Below are 14239 nucleotides of genomic sequence, written 5' to 3' on the forward strand. Positions count from 1 at the left end.
GCCACCCTGTCGGGCAGCATGGTCTGTGAATCAGTATAGAGATTTTCCCTCGAAAGGCTTTGCTTTTTGTCATTAATTCGCCCCGCCGAGGGTGTCAGATAGTGCCAGCTTAATCGGTTCAACAGCGAAGGTCAGTCCTTTTTCGCCGTTGTCCGCAACAACATAGCGGATCGCGCCTTCGGTATCAGCGTAGTAACGCTTGTTTTTCCCGGCGGTAAGGAGTTTTTGCAGCTTTTGCTGATTTTGTTTTTTCGTCAGCGCAGGGGTAAAGGCCTGCAGTACCGCGCTCATGTACTCCAGCGCTTTCGCCTTAGCGGCTTTCTGCTCTGGCCCCTGTATCGGCAGCCAGGTGATTTGCATACTTTTGATTTTTAACGTACCGCGCTCCAGCGCCGTGGAAGCATACAAATTCTCGTTAATCTTGCTTGCCGCACGGGTCAGTGTGGGGGTATCGCGGGAGCCATCAATGGCACGAAACTCATCCAGCGGCAGCGTGGGATTGGTCTGATTGAAGGTTTCACGAAACTGGCTGATGGACTGATCGAAGGACGGTGCGCCCGCCAGCAGATAGGGTGCTGTGGTCGGGGCTGTGGTTTCGGCGGCGTGCAGGGGATAACCCGCGCTGAGCAGCGCTAAACACAGGAAAAGAGAACGTGCCGAACTTTTCATCAACATTGCCCCTGGCCGTAAGTGCTCATGATTAAAACGATATCTGGTCGGCTTGTCAAAAGGTCACAACTCCAGGGTAAAATGCGCGCTATACGATAATAAGGAACCTTACATGACCATACAGCAGTGGCTGTTTTCATTCAAAGGGCGTATTGGACGCCGTGATTTCTGGATCTGGATGGTGACGTGGGTTGTCGCCATGCTGCTTCTGTTTTTCGTTGCTTACAACGCCTGGCTGAGCACGCAAACGGCGGCCTTCGCGCTGGTCTGTCTGCTATGGCCAACGGCGGCGGTTGTCGTAAAACGGCTGCACGATCGCGGACGTTCCGGCGCGTGGGCATTTCTGATTATTCTGGCGTGGATGCTGGTGGCGGGAAACTGGGCGATGCTTCCGTCCATCCTGCCGTGGGTCGTAGGCAGGCTGCTGCCGTCGGTCATCTTCGTGATGATGATTGTCGATCTGGGCGCGTTTATTGGCACCCAGAGCGAAAACAAATACGGTAAAGACACCCTTGAGGTGAAATACCGCTGATCACCAGTAGTGTTCGGCGGTCATATGGCCCGGTCGGCGGCGAAGATGTTTCGTCATCTGCCGGGTATCCTTCAGAAGCTGCTGCGTGTCCCGCACCATCTGCGGGTTGCCGCACAGCATGACGTGGCTGGTTTCAGCGTTCAGCGGCAAACCCACCGCGTCTTCCAGGGCTCCACTCTCAATTAACGCCGGCACGCGGCCGGTAAGCGCTCCTGCTACGGTTTCGCGGCTGACCACCGTCTGAATCTTTAACTTCCCGCCGTACTGCTGTTCAAGCGCCTGCATCTGCGGCAAATAGCTCAGGTCTGCGGCGTAGCGCGCAGCGTGCACCAGCACGATGTTTTTAAAGCGCTCGAGATCTTTGCCGTACTGCAAAATAGAGAGATAAGGGCCGATGGCCGTACCCGTTGCCAGCATCCAGAGCGTGTCGCAGTCGGGGATCTCTTCGAGCACAAAGAAGCCTGCCGCTTCACTCACAATTTGCACGTCGTCGCCGGGCTTAAGGGCGGCAAGGCGCGGGCTGAGCTTACCGTCAGGAACGGTGACCAGATAGAACTCGAGATCCGGGTTATCAGGCGCGTTAACGTAAGAATAGGCGCGCTGCACGCGCTCGCCGTCGACGTCCAGCCCCAGCTTCGCAAATTGCCCGGCCTTAAACGGGTGAACGGGAGCATGTACGGTGAGACTAAATAGCGCATCGGTCCAGAGCTGTACCTTTGTGACTTTACCTGTTACCCAGTCCGCCATGATCTTCTCCTGTGCTGTTTCTCTGTTCTATCTTCCGTACTTGTGGTGATAATTTCCAGCCCGTCAGGGCCGGAAAGCTCTATCGATCAAACGGTTTTACAGAATGTGCGTCTGCACGTCCGGGTCTTTGCGGTCGAGATAGTGGATTGACTGGATGCGGCGAATGGTGCGTGATTTACCGCGAATCAGCAGGGTTTCAGTGGTGGCCATATTACCCTTGCGGGTGATGCCGTCCAGCAGATCGCCTTTGGTGATGCCGGTCGCCGAGAAGACAACGTTATCGCTACGCGCCATCTCGTCCAGAGGCAGCACTTTATTGGCCTCGATGCCCATCGCTTCGCAGCGCGCCAGCTCGTTTTCCCCGATACGGCGGTTCTCTTCGCTGTCGCCTTTTACCTCATGGCGGGGCAGCAGACGGGCCTGCATATCGCCATCCAGCGCGCGGATCACCGCCGCAGAGACCACACCTTCCGGCGCGCCGCCGATGCCGTACAGCACGTCGACTTCGCTGTCCGGCATGCAGGTCAGGATCGAGGCGGCAACGTCACCGTCAGGGATAGCAAACACGCGCACGCCGAGCTTTTGCATCTGCGCAATAGTGGCGTCGTGGCGCGGTTTCGCCAGAATGGTGACGGTGAGTTCGCTAAGGGGTTTGCCCAGGGCTTTGGCGATGTTTTGCAGGTTCTCTTCCAGCGGCAGGCTAAGGTCGATTGCGCCCTTCGCGCCTGGGCCGACAATCAGCTTTTCCATGTACATGTCCGGCGCGTTCAGGAAGCAGCCCTTATCGCCGACGGCCAGCACCGCTAACGCATTGGCCTGACCCATCGCCGTCATGCGGGTGCCTTCGATCGGGTCGACGGCGATATCCACGGCATCGCCTTTGCCGGTACCGACTTTTTCACCGATGTAGAGCATCGGCGCTTCGTCGATCTCGCCTTCGCCGATCACGATGGTGCCGTCAATGTTGACCTGGTTAAGTACTATGCGCATGGCATGGACGGCAGCGCCGTCTGCGGTATTTTTGTCGCCACGGCCCAGCCATTTATAGCCTGCAAGGGCGGCCGCTTCGGTGACGCGGGAAAACTCGATAGCAAGTTCACGTTTCATGAGGTACTCGTGCAATCAAAAGGAATTGCACGAAGTTTATCACAGAGTGGGGAGGGGAGAGGGGGCCTAAAACACCCTCTCCCCTTTGGGGAGAGGGCCGGGGTGAGGGGGATTACTCTTCGTGCTCTTCCCACGCCAGGGCGCGTTTCACCGCTTTTTTCCAGCCGCTGTAGCGGAAGTTACGCTCGGTGGTTTCGATGCCCGGACGGAATTCGCGTTCGATAACCGCTTTTTCCTGCAGCTCGTCCAGGTTCTGCCAGAAGCCTACCGCCAGACCGGCAAGGTACGCCGCGCCCAGCGCCGTGACTTCACGCACTTCAGGGCGCTCAACGCGGGTGCCGAGAATGTCGGACTGGAACTGCATCAGGAAGTTATTCGCTACCGCACCGCCGTCCACGCGCAGGGCGTGCAGACGAATACCGGAGTCAGCCTGCATCGCTTCCAGCACGTCGCGCGTCTGGTAGGCGATGGATTCCAGGGTAGCGCGAATAATGTGGTTAGAGTTCACACCGCGCGTCAGCCCGAAAATTGCGCCGCGTGCATACGGGTCCCAGTACGGTGCACCCAGACCGGTGAACGCAGGCACCACGTACACGCCGTTGGTGTCTTTCACTTTGGTCGCGAAGTACTCGGAGTCGAACGCATCGCTGATCAGCTTCATTTCGTCGCGCAGCCACTGAATGGATGCACCCGCCATGAACACCGCACCTTCCAGCGCATAGTTCACTTCGCCGCGCGGACCGCAGGCGATGGTGGTCAGCAGGCCGTTTTCTGATTTCACCGCCTTCTCGCCGGTGTTCATCAGCATAAAGCAGCCGGTGCCGTAGGTGTTCTTCGCCATCCCTTCCTTGACGCACAGCTGGCCGAACAGCGCCGCCTGCTGGTCACCGGCGATACCAGCGATAGGAATACGGGTGCCGCCTTTACCGCCGATGTTGGTCTGACCGTACACTTCTGAAGACTTACGCACTTCAGGCAGCATCGCGCGCGGAATGTCCAGCGCGTCCAGCATCTTGTCATCCCACTCCAGGGTATTGATGTTGAACAGCATGGTACGCGAGGCGTTGGTGTAGTCGGTGACGTGAACGCGTCCCTGGGTCATCTTCCAGATAAGCCAGGTATCGACGGTACCGAACAGTAGCTCGCCGCGTTTAGCACGCTCGCGTGAACCTTCTACGTGGTCGAGGATCCATTTCACTTTGGTGCCGGAGAAATACGGGTCAACCACCAGACCGGTGGCGCTGCGCACGTACTCTTCCATACCGTCGCGCTTCAGCTGTTCGCAGATCTCGGATGTACGGCGGCACTGCCAGACGATAGCGTTGTAAATGGGCTTACCGGTTTCACGTTCCCAGACAATCGTCGTTTCACGCTGGTTGGTAATACCAATCGCGGCAATCTCGTCGGAACTGATATCGGCTTTCGCCAGCACTTCGACCAGCGTGGAGCTTTGTGACGCCCAAATCTCCATCGGGTCGTGTTCTACCCAGCCTGGACGAGGATAAATTTGCTCAAATTCGCGCTGTGACACGCTGACGATGTTCGCGTCATGATCCATTACGACAGCGCGGGAGCTGGTAGTGCCCTGGTCGAGCGCAACGATATATTTTTTTTCGGTCATGGTATGTGTCCCGTAGTCAGATTACAGCGAAGCTTTTTGTTGTGCGGTAGAAGTCGTTTCCTTCTCCTCTTCCACACAGGTGTCGCACGGTAAGTGGCGACCAATTAATTTGCGGTAGCTAAACGCACCCAGCGCAGCCCCGACAACCGGCGCAAACAGCGGTACCAGGAAGTAAGGAATGTCTTTGCCACCGGTGAAAGCGACGTCGCCCCAGCCGGCGATAAAGGCGAAGGCTTTTGGTCCGATATCACGTGCCGGGTTCATCGCGAAGCCGGTCAGCGGGCCCATGGATGCGCCAATCACCGCAATCAGCAAACCAATCAGCAGGGGTGCCAGCGGGCCGCGCGGAATGCCGTTTCCGTCGTCGGTCAGCGCCAGGATAACGCCCATCAGAATAGCGGTAATCACCATTTCAACTGCGAACGCCTGCACAAAATTGATATGCGGGTTAGGGTAGGTTGAGAAGATGCCTGCCAGATCCAGACTTTCGACGCTGCCGCGTACCATATGATGCGTCTGTTCGAAGTCGATGAAAAGATTGTAATAAAGCCCGTAAACTAACGCCGCTGCGCAAAACGCGCCGGCAAACTGAGAAAGAATGAAAGGAACAACTTTGCGTCCGTCAAAGCACGCGAACAGCCACAGTGCGATTGTCACCGCCGGGTTAAGATGTGCACCAGAAACCCCTGCAGTCAGGTAGATGGCCATCGCCACGCCCAGACCCCAGATGATACTGATTTCCCACTGACCAAAACTGGCACCCGCCACTTTCAGTGCAGCAACACAGCCCACTCCGAAGAATATCAACAACCCGGTACCAAGGAACTCGGCAATGCACTGGCCTTTTAAGGTTGATGTCTGACTCATAATCGGAATCCTGAAGAAATTGATGTTTATTGTTAGCATGGCCGCCCGTGACAGCCACGATGCCCTGTAGACATAGTGTTAATTTATCGTTAACGAGCAAAAACGAGAAATATCGAAATCAAAATGTGTGGTCTGTGTCAATAAAATGAGCGTTTTCGCGCCATAAAGCACATTTTTGCATCAGTACAGGAATGTGAGCTGAATCATTTCATTAACGAATCAGTTAACAATTTAGGGGTATATGACGCGAACACACCAGGACCAGACCTAAAAGTGTTGCAAACCGCGATCTGCGCGGTGTGTCGCTGGACACAGAGCGCCGCGCTCCATACAATCGACGGTATATGTCGTGCGCGTTTATGTTAAAGCGTCGCCTTGCAATTCAGGAGAGGTAGCATCATGTCTTTAGAAGTGTTTGAGAAACTGGAATCGAAAGTACAGCAGGCGATTGACACCATCACCCTGCTGCAGATGGAAATTGAAGAGCTGAAAGAAAAGAACAACAGCCTGGCGCAGGAAGTTCAGAACGCTCAGCACGGCCGCGAAGAGCTGGAGCGCGAAAACAACCAGCTGCGTGAACAGCAGAACGGCTGGCAGGATCGCCTGCAGGCGCTGCTGGGACGTATGGAAGAAGTTTAATTTCTCTCGGGAAATACAGATGAAATAAGCCGGGTAAGGCGTCGCCGCCACCCGGCTTTTTTATGGTTCTCGCTGACTTTTTACTACTCGATATCCAGCGGATCTTCGGAAAGGATAATGCCGGTATTATCGGCGTAGAGATGATCCCCGGAGAAGAAGGTCACGCCGCCGAAATTGACGCGCACGTCGCTTTCGCCGATGCCGTCACCTGCCGCCCCTACCGGTATGGCCGCGATGGCCTGAATCCCGATATCCAGGTCTTCCAGATCGTCCACCTGACGTACGGAACCGTACACCACAAGGCCTTCCCACTCATTCTGAACGGCAATGCCGGCCAGCTCAGCATCTATTAATGCACGGCGCACGGAACCGCCGCCGTCGACCACAAGAACGCGGCCGCGTCCATTCTGTTCGAGCAGATCGTACAGCAACCCGTTGTCCTCGAAACATTTCACCGTGACGATTTGACCGCCAAACGACGACCTCCCACCAAAGTTGGAGAACAGCGGTTCAACGACGTTGACATCTTCCTGGTAGATGTCACAAAGCTCGGAGGTATCGTATTTCATAGGTTTAACGCTCAGTTGCTGCGAATGTGTTCAGTATATCGTGCGAAATGCGTTGTTGGCAAAATCATCAATTGTTAATTGATATTTGTCAGCTAACGCAGCGTCTGGCTTAAAACAATCCCGATGACGAACAACAGGTTAGTCAGCAACGCGCCTTTTACCGTACGTTCCAGCATTGGCGGCATGGCGGACGGGCTGAGTTCACGCATCACAAAGCGGGCCTGCTTAATCAGCAGCGGCGCGGCAAGCACAAACAGCCAGCCCCACAGGCTCTGCAAGGAAATCAGGTTAAACAGCGCCAGGCAAACCAGCGCGCCAATGAGCAGACAGGCGTGATAGCGGCGCGCATTGACCGGCCCCAGACGAACCGCCAGGGTATTTTTGCCGTTCTCGCGATCGCTGTCGATGTCGCGCAGGTTGTTGATGTTGAGCACCGCCGTCGCCAGCAGGCCGCAGGCGGTCGCGGGCAGGAACAGGGCAGGGATCACCGTATGCGCCTGCAGGTACCAGCTTCCCATCACGCTCAGCCAGCCGAAGAACACCAGTACGGAGATATCCCCGAGCCCAATATAACCGTAAGGACGCGTGCCGACGGTGTAGGTGATGGCCGCGATAATGGCCAGTAAGCCCAGCACCAGGAAGCCAATGAAATCGCTGGTGGTCTTAGACGCCACCGTCACCAGCGCCAGGCCGGATACGCAGATCAGCGCTACGGTGATAATCAGCGCGCGTTTCATCTGCGCCTGGGTAATCACCCCTTTCTGCATTCCGCGCAGTGGCCCTATGCGGTCCGGCTTGTCGCTGCCTTTTACCGCGTCGCCGTAGTCGTTGGCAAGATTAGAGAGAATTTGCAGCAGGCCGGCGGTAATCAGTGCCAGCGCGGCGACCAGCGGATCAAAATAACCCTGCCACCAGGCAAGGGCGGTGCCGACGATAATTGCGGCAAAGGCCAGAGGAAGCGTTTTAGGGCGCAGACTTTCGAGCCACGCCTGAGTACGGCTGATGTCAGTCATAAGTATTTAGCCAATAAAAATGGGGGCATTAGCCCCCATTAAACGTGATGAGAATCCAGTAACCGCGATTATAGGATAAAACGGCTCAGATCTTCATCTGCCACTAACGCATCCAGATGTTTACTCACATATTCTGCGTCAATGGTAACGGTTTGACCGTTAAGGTCGCTCGCGTCGTAAGAGATATCTTCAACCAGGCGTTCCAGCACGGTATGCAGGCGACGCGCACCGATGTTCTCGGTGGTTTCGTTGACCTGCCATGCGGCCTGGGCAATACGCTTGATACCGTCTTCGGTGAACTCGAGGTTCACGCCTTCGGTCGCCATCAGCGCTTTGTACTGTACGGTAGCAGAGGCGTTTGGCTCGGTCAGGATACGTTCGAAATCTTCGGTGGTCAGCGCCTGCAGCTCAACGCGGATAGGCAGACGCCCCTGCAGTTCGGGGATCAGATCCGACGGGCTCGCAACCTGGAACGCACCGGAAGCGATAAACAGGATGTGGTCCGTTTTCACCATGCCGTGCTTGGTGGAGACGGTGCAGCCTTCAACCAGCGGCAGCAGGTCGCGCTGAACGCCTTCGCGGGACACGTCCGGTCCAGAGCTGTTGCCGCCGCGCTTACAAATTTTGTCGATTTCGTCGATAAACACGATACCGTGCTGCTCAACCGCGTCGATAGCGTCCTGCTTCAGCTCTTCCGGGTTCACCAGCTTCGCCGCTTCTTCTTCAATCAGCAGCTTCATCGCGTCTTTAATTTTCAGCTTACGCGCTTTCTGCTTCTGGCCGCCCAGGTTCTGGAACATGGACTGCAGCTGGCTGGTCATCTCTTCCATGCCCGGAGGCGCCATGATTTCCACACCCATTGGCGCGGCAGCGAGATCGATCTCAATCTCTTTGTCGTCCAGCTGGCCTTCACGCAGTTTTTTGCGGAACGCCTGGCGCGCAGCGGACGGTTCCGCCTGCTGCTCTGCCTGGCCCCAGTTGTTTTTTGCCGGTGGGATCAGCACGTCGAGAATGCGCTCCTCGGCCATCTCTTCCGCGCGATAGCGGTTTTTCTCGATCGCCTGGACGCGCACCATCTTGATCGCCGAGTCGGTCAGATCGCGGATGATGGAGTCCACTTCTTTACCCACATAGCCCACTTCGGTGAACTTGGTGGCTTCAACTTTGATGAACGGCGCGTTAGCCAGCTTCGCCAGACGACGGGCAATTTCGGTTTTACCGACGCCGGTCGGGCCGATCATCAGAATGTTTTTTGGCGTCACTTCGTGGCGCAGCTCTTCGTCAAGCTGCATACGACGCCAGCGGTTACGCAGAGCAATAGCCACGGAACGCTTGGCGTTATCCTGGCCGATAATGTGTTTGTTCAGTTCGCTGACAATTTCGCGTGGGGTCATTTCAGACATGGGAGATCCTTACGCTTTGGAGGTCAATTCTTCGATGGTGTGGTTGTGGTTGGTATAAATGCAGATATCGCCTGCAATATCCAACGCCTTCACCGCGATATCACGCGCGTTCATGTCGGTATTCTCCAACAGCGCGCGGGCTGCAGCCTGGGCATAAGGGCCGCCAGAGCCGATAGCAATCAGGTCATTTTCCGGCTGAATGACGTCACCGTTACCGGTGATGATCAGCGAGGCGGTTTCATCGGCCACGGCCAGCAGCGCTTCGAGCTTGCGCAGCATGCGGTCGGTACGCCAGTCTTTCGCCAGCTCAACGGCAGCTTTCACCAGATGACCCTGGTGCATTTCCAGTTTGCGTTCAAACAGTTCAAACAGCGTGAAGGCGTCCGCCGTGCCGCCAGCAAAACCGGCGATCACTTTGTCGTTGTAGAGACGGCGCACTTTCTTCACGTTGCCTTTCATGACGGTATTACCCAGCGTGGCCTGGCCATCACCGGCGATTACCACATGGCCGTTACGGCGTACACTTACTATTGTTGTCACGAGCAGACCCCCTGGTTACAGAATCGGGAAACAGAAGCCCTGAGCCTGTGCTCAGGGCTGAATTAAATGATAGATGGGGGGGATTTTGGGGGTTTCAACCCCCGGAAGCGAGTCGAATGCAGTTTGTGTGGCCGGCGATTTTCAGACGCGAAATGGTGCCATCGGCGTTTTCTTTGCCTTTGACCGGCCCAATCACCACGCGATTCCAGCCGTTATTGGTGGTAATACGCGAATCAAACCCTTCAAAGGCCAGTTGCGCGCGCACCGTTTCCGCCTGCTCTGCGCCTTTGAACGAACCGCACTGCACCATCCAGCGGCGCTCGTCTTTTTTCTCTGCCGTCTGCTTCGGCGCTTCGGTCTCTTTGGTCACCGGCGCGGCCTGCTGCGTTTTCGGCTGCTGCGCGGTGGTATGCGCTGGCGTCTGGAGCAGATCCTGATACGGCTGAGCGGCCTGTTTCGGCGGCTGCGTTTTCGGCTGCTGCTGGACAGGCTGAGACTGCGCCGTACGCGTCTGCTGCTGGTATGGCTGTTCCGTTACCCGCGGCTGTGCTTTCGGCTGCTGCACCGGCTGGGTTTGCGCCCACTGCTGCTGTTGTTGCTGCTGGATCTGCTGTTGCGCCTGACGTCGCTGCAGCGTTTGCTGGCGCTGTGCCGGCGTCTGCTCATTCCACGGTACTTCGTTCAGCTGCGTAGGCTGCTGGCGCATATCGGCCTGCATTTGGGCCAGCAGCTGACGCTGTTCATCCGTCAGCTGATTCGCATTCTGCACTTCACCACCCGCAGAAGGTTCGGTTGGCGCACGCACCCCGGGCTGACGGCTTTCCAGCTCTTTGATATAGCGCCAGCGTTCTTCAGGCTTCGGAGGAAGGCCGTTTCCGGCAACTTTACTGGCCTGAAGCGCCTCAGACTCTTCTTTTTTATGGTGCGTGATAAAGTACAGGCCACCAATAAAGGCGACGACTACAGCCGCAGCAATAGCGACCATTGCTGGCGAGACAGCAGGCAGGTTACGTTGCTTTTTCCTTGAGCTACTCTTTTTGCGTCGCGAAGGTGCCGGCTGGCCGCGACGTACATAATCTCGTTGTGCCACTATCGTTTCGCTGTATTTATTCGTTCGTCAGTCCGCCATGTTACTTAAGCGGCGGGGCTTTGACCAGATAAGGGTATCCGAAAGACGTTTACTTTAAGTCAATGCCTGGGTAGTGCCGCGGACAATCAGTTCACAGTCCAGCAACCGCGAGCCGCTGCTAACTGTTTGACCGTGAAGCTGATCCAGCAGAAGCAGCATCGCTTCGCGGCCGATTTGGTAGCGCGGCTGAGCGACCGTTGAGAGCGGCGGATCGCAAAATTCTGAAAGCGAAATATTGTCGAATCCGATGATCGATAAATCTTTCGGTATCCGCAGGCCGCGGCGTTTGGCGTACGATAATGCGCCCAGCGCCATCACGTCGCTGTGACAAAATACGGCGGTTGGCGGTTCAGGCAGGTCCAGAAGTTTCTCCAGCGCTTGTCCACCCGCGGCGAAGGTAAAGTCACCGCGCGCAATGTAGTGCGGATCGACGGTGACGCCGGTACGGCGCAGCGCCTGAACGTAGCCCTGTAAGCGATAGTGACACAGCGGCATCTCTTCCGGCCCGGCAATACAGCCAATGCGCTTGTGCCCCAGTTCCTGGAGATAGTTTACGGCGTTGAACGCGGCGGTGAGGTTATCAATGTGGACCGTCGGCAGCTCCAGCTCCGGCGCAAACTCGTTGGCCATCACCATCGGCGGTAAATTACGCTGCTCTTCAATGCTGGCATCAAACGGCAGGCGAGAGCCAAGCAGCAGCATGCCGTCGATCTGCTTGGTGATAATGAGATCGATGAAGGTTTTTTCCTGCTGGTTCTGATGAGCACAGTCGCCAATCAGCACCAGGTAACCCTGTTCCGCTGCGGTGACTTCAATACCGCGGATAATCTCGCTGAAGAAGGGGTCACAGATGTCCGGCACAATCACCAGAATGGTGCGCGACTCATTGCGTTTGACGTTACGCCCCATCGCCTGTGGGAAATAGCCCACTTCAAGCGCAGCCTGCTCTACCCGGTTACGGGTCGCCTGGGAGACTTTATCCGGGTTCATTAATGCGCGGGACACGGTTGCCGTAGAGACTTGTGCTTTCTGGGCAACGTCTTTCATGGTCGCCGGTGCAACCTCTTTCCTGGACTTCAACGTCTTCTCCTCGCCTGAACACCGAACTTCTGACATCACCATTTTTACAGATAGTTAATGGAATCGGTTACAGAATTTTCATAAAAAGTGTGAGGAGCGTTAAATTTTTCGATCCGTCTTCAGCCTTCGATGGGGTCGACGTCCAGTACCCACTTCACTTTTCGCGCTTCCGGCAGCGTGTTGATGAGCGCCAGCGTGCCGCTGACGATGTGCTGAAGACGAATGCGCGAGGGGTGCTGAAGTAAGATTTGCCAGCGAAAACGCCCGCCGCGCTTTGGTGCGAGTGCCGGCACCGGGCCCAGGATCCACAGCTGATTATCCACCAGCGGGCTGGCCTGCAGGAGATTTCTCAGCTGCTGCAGGAAAAGCGGCGCCTGTTGGTTGTTGTGATCTTCCGCGCGGATGATGACGTGGCTGGTCCACGGCGGCAGCTGCATGGTCTGGCGTTCGGCCAGCGCCTGTTCGGCAAAGGCGTCATAGCCTTTATGCAGCAGGGTTTGCAGCAGCGGATGCTCAGGGTGGTGCGTTTGCAGCACCACTTCGCCCTGTTTACCGGCGCGACCGGCACGCCCTGCCACCTGGGTATAAAGCTGGGCGAAGCGCTCGGCTGAGCGGAAATCTGCCGAAAACAGCGCGCCGTCTACGTCCAGCAGGGCAACCAGCGTCACGTCCGGGAAGTGGTGGCCTTTGGCCAGCATCTGCGTACCAATCAGAATGCGTGCGCCGCCGCGATGCACTTCCGCCAGCTGCTGTTCCAGCGCGCCCTTGCGGCTGGTGGTGTCCCGGTCGATACGAGAAATCGGCACGTCCGGGAAGAAGGGGCCAAGCGCCTGTTCCAGCTGTTCCGTCCCCAGACCGACCGGCACGATATGCGTTGAGCCACATGACGGGCACTGGCGCGGCACCGGGCGCTGGCTGTCGCAGTGGTGGCAGCGCAAATGCCGCTGGGCCTGATGGAAGGTGTAGTAGTGGTCGCAGCGCGGACACTCGGCAATCCAGCCGCAGTCGTGGCACAGCAGTGCGGGGGCAAATCCGCGGCGGTTGAGAAACAGAATGACCTGGTTCCCCGCCTGCAAGTGCTGGCGCATGCGGGTAATCAATGCCGGCGCAAGCCCGGCCTGAACCTGCTGGCCTTTCAGATCCAGCACGTGCTGAATGGCCGGGCGGGCATTCCCCGCCCGACGCGTCAGGCGCAGCATATGGTATTTACGCTGGCGCACGTTGTGCAGCGTTTCAAGCGCCGGCGTGGCGGAGCCGAGAATAATAGGGATCTGCTCACTGTGCGCGCGATAAACCGCCAGGTCGCGGGCGTGATAGCGCCAGCCTTCCTGCTGTTTATAGGAGCTGTCGTGCTCTTCGTCGATCACGATAACGCCAAGATTTTTAAACGGCGTAAACAGCGACGAGCGGGTGCCGATCACAATCGCCGCTTCGCCGTTTTTCGCTTTCAGCCAGGCGCTGAGGCGTTCGCTGTCGTTCAGGCCGGAGTGCAGCACCTCAACCGGCGCGTTAAAGCGCTCGCGGAATCGGGCGATGGTTTGCGGCGTCAGGCCAATTTCCGGCACCATCACCAGCGCCTGTTTGCCCTGCGCGAGCACGTTTTCCAGCACGCTCAGGTAGACTTCGGTCTTGCCGGAACCGGTGACTCCCGCCAGCAGCCAGGCAGAAAAATGATCGGAGGCGCTATGAATCGCGCCCACTGCGGTGGCCTGCTCGGTATTCAGACGCAGGCGATCCCCTGAAACGGAGAAACTCTCCCGCCAGTCGTAAAGAGCGGGAGCTTCGCTGGCCAGTTCGCTCAGTCCTTTCTTTCTTAAGGCCTGTAGCGCCGTTTCGCTGACCTCAAGCTCGTCGACCTGATGTCGCCAGATTTTTCCCTGACGCAGCGCCGCCAGCGCCTGCTGCTGTTTCTGCGATCGCTTCAGGCTGTTGATATCCACCGCCTGGCCCTGCTCGGTGGCAAACCAGTACCACATCGGCGCGTGGCTGGCGCTCTTGCCCTGACGCAGCATAATTGGCAGGGCATGGAACAGGACGTCGCCAATCGGGTGATGATAATAATCCGCCGCCCACAGCAGCAGTCGCCAGGTGCTGGTAGAGTAAACCGGCTCGCTGTCCAGCACCTCAACGACCGACTTCAGCTCGTTAAGCGGCAATTCGCTTTTATCGCTGACGGAGACGACGATCCCCACGCGCTGCTGTTTGCCAAACGGCACGGTCACGCGGCAGCCCGCTTTGGCGCTCATGCTGTCGGGCAGCAGGTAGTCAAAGGTGCGGGGAAGCGGAACGGGCAGGGCAACGTGAGCGACGGGCATCGAATCTT

General features: G+C 57.1%; 14 protein-coding genes. 2 read left to right on the forward strand and 12 right to left on the reverse strand.

The features are described from left to right. Nucleotides 1-72 precede the first annotated feature (72 nt). A complete protein-coding gene (locus AC1VYI_RS01830) occupies nt 73-669 on the reverse strand; it encodes a DUF1454 family protein (RefSeq protein ID WP_226484433.1) in 597 nt (198 codons plus the stop codon). A 112-nt stretch (nt 670-781) separates the two neighbouring features. On the opposite strand from AC1VYI_RS01830, the gene AC1VYI_RS01835 reads away from it, so the two are divergent. After that, the gene (locus tag AC1VYI_RS01835; protein WP_023309691.1) at nt 782-1201 is read left to right on the forward strand and encodes a DUF805 domain-containing protein; all 420 of its coding nucleotides are present in this window, start codon (nt 782-784) and stop codon (nt 1199-1201) included. Here the strand turns inward: AC1VYI_RS01835 and fpr are convergent, their stop codons facing one another. The 4 genes from fpr to AC1VYI_RS01855 form a co-directional block, all read right to left on the reverse strand. Then, nucleotides 1202-1948, reverse strand: coding sequence for a ferredoxin--NADP(+) reductase (fpr, locus tag AC1VYI_RS01840; RefSeq protein WP_482876463.1), 747 nt, complete (start codon nt 1946-1948; stop codon nt 1202-1204). 96 nt (nt 1949-2044) lie between these two features. Continuing rightward, nucleotides 2045-3055, reverse strand: coding sequence for a class II fructose-bisphosphatase (gene glpX / locus AC1VYI_RS01845; RefSeq protein ID WP_063408234.1), 1011 nt, complete (start codon nt 3053-3055; stop codon nt 2045-2047). 112 nt (nt 3056-3167) lie between these two features. Continuing rightward, the gene (glpK, locus tag AC1VYI_RS01850; RefSeq protein WP_023309688.1) at nt 3168-4676 is read right to left on the reverse strand and encodes a glycerol kinase GlpK; all 1509 of its coding nucleotides are present in this window, start codon (nt 4674-4676) and stop codon (nt 3168-3170) included. 21 nt (nt 4677-4697) lie between these two features. Then, complete coding sequence (locus tag AC1VYI_RS01855; RefSeq protein WP_014885705.1) at nt 4698-5543, reverse strand: MIP/aquaporin family protein; 846 nt, start codon at nt 5541-5543, stop codon at nt 4698-4700. 399 nt (nt 5544-5942) lie between these two features. Between AC1VYI_RS01855 and zapB the strand changes: the two genes are divergently transcribed. Beyond that, nucleotides 5943-6182, forward strand: a complete 240-nt coding sequence (zapB, locus tag AC1VYI_RS01860; RefSeq protein ID WP_010436935.1) for a septal ring assembly protein ZapB — start codon at nt 5943-5945, stop codon at nt 6180-6182. A gap of 83 nt (nt 6183-6265) precedes the next feature. On the opposite strand, the gene rraA is transcribed toward zapB, so the two are convergent. The 7 genes from rraA to priA form a co-directional block, all read right to left on the reverse strand. Then, nucleotides 6266-6751 carry a ribonuclease E activity regulator RraA gene (gene rraA / locus AC1VYI_RS01865; RefSeq protein WP_023309687.1) on the reverse strand — a complete coding sequence of 162 codons (486 nt, stop codon included), beginning with the start codon at nt 6749-6751 and terminating at the stop codon, nt 6266-6268. 92 nt (nt 6752-6843) lie between these two features. Further along, nucleotides 6844-7764: a 1,4-dihydroxy-2-naphthoate polyprenyltransferase gene (gene menA, locus AC1VYI_RS01870; RefSeq protein WP_023309686.1), complete on the reverse strand. Its 921-nt coding sequence runs from the start codon at nt 7762-7764 to the stop codon at nt 6844-6846. 68 nt (nt 7765-7832) lie between these two features. After that, the gene (hslU, locus tag AC1VYI_RS01875; protein WP_023309685.1) at nt 7833-9167 is read right to left on the reverse strand and encodes an HslU--HslV peptidase ATPase subunit; all 1335 of its coding nucleotides are present in this window, start codon (nt 9165-9167) and stop codon (nt 7833-7835) included. Nucleotides 9168-9176: 9 nt separating this feature from the next. Further along, entirely contained in the window at nt 9177-9707 is a 531-nt protein-coding gene (gene hslV / locus AC1VYI_RS01880; RefSeq protein ID WP_008501802.1) for an ATP-dependent protease subunit HslV, read from the reverse strand. Between the two features lie 94 nt (nt 9708-9801). Beyond that, nucleotides 9802-10797, reverse strand: coding sequence for a cell division protein FtsN (gene ftsN, locus AC1VYI_RS01885; RefSeq protein ID WP_226484431.1), 996 nt, complete (start codon nt 10795-10797; stop codon nt 9802-9804). A gap of 93 nt (nt 10798-10890) precedes the next feature. Then, complete coding sequence (gene cytR / locus AC1VYI_RS01890; protein WP_023309683.1) at nt 10891-11916, reverse strand: DNA-binding transcriptional regulator CytR; 1026 nt, start codon at nt 11914-11916, stop codon at nt 10891-10893. Between the two features lie 119 nt (nt 11917-12035). Next, nucleotides 12036-14231, reverse strand: coding sequence for a primosomal protein N' (gene priA, locus AC1VYI_RS01895; protein ID WP_047743338.1), 2196 nt, complete (start codon nt 14229-14231; stop codon nt 12036-12038). Nucleotides 14232-14239 lie beyond the last annotated feature (8 nt).

Source organism: Enterobacter sp. QK-SA4, from assembly GCF_056856775.1.

What these genes read in the sequence shown, in the direction of transcription:
- AC1VYI_RS01830 (WP_226484433.1), bottom strand. Translation starts at nt 669, where the DNA reads ATGAAAAGTTCGGCACGTTCTCTTTTCCTGTGTTTAGCGCTGCTCAGC.
- AC1VYI_RS01835 (WP_023309691.1), top strand. Translation starts at nt 782, where the DNA reads ATGACCATACAGCAGTGGCTGTTTTCATTCAAAGGGCGTATTGGACGC.
- fpr (WP_482876463.1), bottom strand. Translation starts at nt 1,948, where the DNA reads ATGGCGGACTGGGTAACAGGTAAAGTCACAAAGGTACAGCTCTGGACC.
- glpX (WP_063408234.1), bottom strand. Translation starts at nt 3,055, where the DNA reads ATGAAACGTGAACTTGCTATCGAGTTTTCCCGCGTCACCGAAGCGGCC.
- glpK (WP_023309688.1), bottom strand. Translation starts at nt 4,676, where the DNA reads ATGACCGAAAAAAAATATATCGTTGCGCTCGACCAGGGCACTACCAGC.
- AC1VYI_RS01855 (WP_014885705.1), bottom strand. Translation starts at nt 5,543, where the DNA reads ATGAGTCAGACATCAACCTTAAAAGGCCAGTGCATTGCCGAGTTCCTT.
- zapB (WP_010436935.1), top strand. Translation starts at nt 5,943, where the DNA reads ATGTCTTTAGAAGTGTTTGAGAAACTGGAATCGAAAGTACAGCAGGCG.
- rraA (WP_023309687.1), bottom strand. Translation starts at nt 6,751, where the DNA reads ATGAAATACGATACCTCCGAGCTTTGTGACATCTACCAGGAAGATGTC.
- menA (WP_023309686.1), bottom strand. Translation starts at nt 7,764, where the DNA reads ATGACTGACATCAGCCGTACTCAGGCGTGGCTCGAAAGTCTGCGCCCT.
- hslU (WP_023309685.1), bottom strand. Translation starts at nt 9,167, where the DNA reads ATGTCTGAAATGACCCCACGCGAAATTGTCAGCGAACTGAACAAACAC.
- priA (WP_047743338.1), bottom strand. Translation starts at nt 14,231, where the DNA reads ATGCCCGTCGCTCACGTTGCCCTGCCCGTTCCGCTTCCCCGCACCTTT.